Origin of the sequence: Lederbergia graminis (assembly GCF_042655485.1) — a bacterium.
Taxonomy (GTDB): Bacteria; Bacillota; Bacilli; order Bacillales; family Bacillaceae_C; genus Lederbergia; species Lederbergia graminis.
Genome location: NZ_JBHSMC010000006.1, coordinates 1 through 1082, shown reverse-complemented (window position 1 = coordinate 1082; position 1082 = coordinate 1). Strand labels below are relative to the sequence as shown.

The 1082-nt window shown below is 50.6% G+C and carries 9 tRNA genes and 1 rRNA gene; all 10 read right to left on the bottom strand.

The features are described from left to right. Positions 1–189 precede the first annotated feature (189 nt). Positions 190–265: transfer RNA gene (locus tag ACFPM4_RS07005), tRNA-Ala, on the bottom strand. A gap of 8 nt (positions 266–273) precedes the next feature. Beyond that, a tRNA-Pro gene (locus ACFPM4_RS07000) sits at positions 274–350 on the bottom strand. Between the two features lie 20 nt (positions 351–370). Next, positions 371–447 (bottom strand) — tRNA-Arg (locus ACFPM4_RS06995). 10 nt (positions 448–457) lie between these two features. After that, positions 458–546 (bottom strand) — tRNA-Leu (locus tag ACFPM4_RS06990). An 11-nt stretch (positions 547–557) separates the two neighbouring features. Then, positions 558–629 (bottom strand) — tRNA-Gly (locus ACFPM4_RS06985). An 8-nt stretch (positions 630–637) separates the two neighbouring features. Next, positions 638–719, bottom strand: a tRNA-Leu gene (locus ACFPM4_RS06980). A gap of 3 nt (positions 720–722) precedes the next feature. Beyond that, positions 723–798, bottom strand: a tRNA-Lys gene (locus tag ACFPM4_RS06975). A gap of 9 nt (positions 799–807) precedes the next feature. Then, positions 808–883: transfer RNA gene (locus tag ACFPM4_RS06970), tRNA-Thr, on the bottom strand. A 3-nt stretch (positions 884–886) separates the two neighbouring features. Next, a tRNA-Val gene (locus tag ACFPM4_RS06965) sits at positions 887–962 on the bottom strand. Between the two features lie 15 nt (positions 963–977). After that, a 5S ribosomal RNA gene (gene rrf / locus ACFPM4_RS06960) occupies positions 978–1082 on the bottom strand; the annotation flags it as partial.

The window sequence follows — 1082 nt, the reverse complement described above, 5'->3', positions numbered from 1 at the left end:
CCAGCGTTCGTCCTGAGCCAGGATCAAACTCTCATTGAAGTTTGTAGCTCAAAATTGCTGGTCTTACTTAATTATTGTTAACGCTTCGTTTCGTTCAGTTTTCAAAGATCAAACTTCTTCACCGCTCAATGGCGACTTTTCTATGTTAACAAAACTAAAAGGCAATGTCAACAAGTTTTTTTATTTTTTTGGTGGAGCCTAGCGGGATCGAACCGCTGACCTCCTGCGTGCAAGGCAGGCGCTCTCCCAGCTGAGCTAAGGCCCCAAAGTTAGTGGTCGGGAAGACAGGATTCGAACCTGCGACCCCTTGGTCCCAAACCAAGTGCTCTACCAAGCTGAGCTACTTCCCGTAAAAAATAATAGATTTATATGGCGCGCCCGAAAGGAGTCGAACCCATAACCTTCTGATCCGTAGTCAGACGCTCTATCCAATTGAGCTACGGGCGCATATTATAACTGGTGCCGAGGACCGGAATCGAACCGGTACGGTAGTCACCTACCGCAGGATTTTAAGTCCTGTGCGTCTGCCAGTTCCGCCACCCCGGCAACTCTCTAAGAGCGGAAGACGGGATTCGAACCCGCGACCCCCACCTTGGCAAGGTGGTGTTCTACCACTGAACTACTTCCGCGTATTAAATGCGGGTGAAGGGAGTCGAACCCCCACGCCTTACGGCACTAGATCCTAAGTCTAGCGTGTCTGCCAGTTCCACCACACCCGCAAATGGTGAGCCATGAAGGATTCGAACCTTCGACCCTCTGATTAAAAGTCAGATGCTCTACCGACTGAGCTAATGGCTCAAAAATAAATGGTGCCGGCCAGAGGACTTGAACCCCCAACCTACTGATTACAAGTCAGTTGCTCTACCAATTGAGCTAGGCCGGCATATGGTGGAGGATGACGGGATCGAACCGCCGACCCTCTGCTTGTAAGGCAGATGCTCTCCCAGCTGAGCTAATCCTCCAATAATTATATAAAAGCCTGGCAACGTCCTACTCTCACAAGGGCGAACCCTCACTACCATCGGCGCTGAAGAGCTTAACTTCCGTGTTCGGGATGGGAACGGGTGTGACCTCTTCGCTAT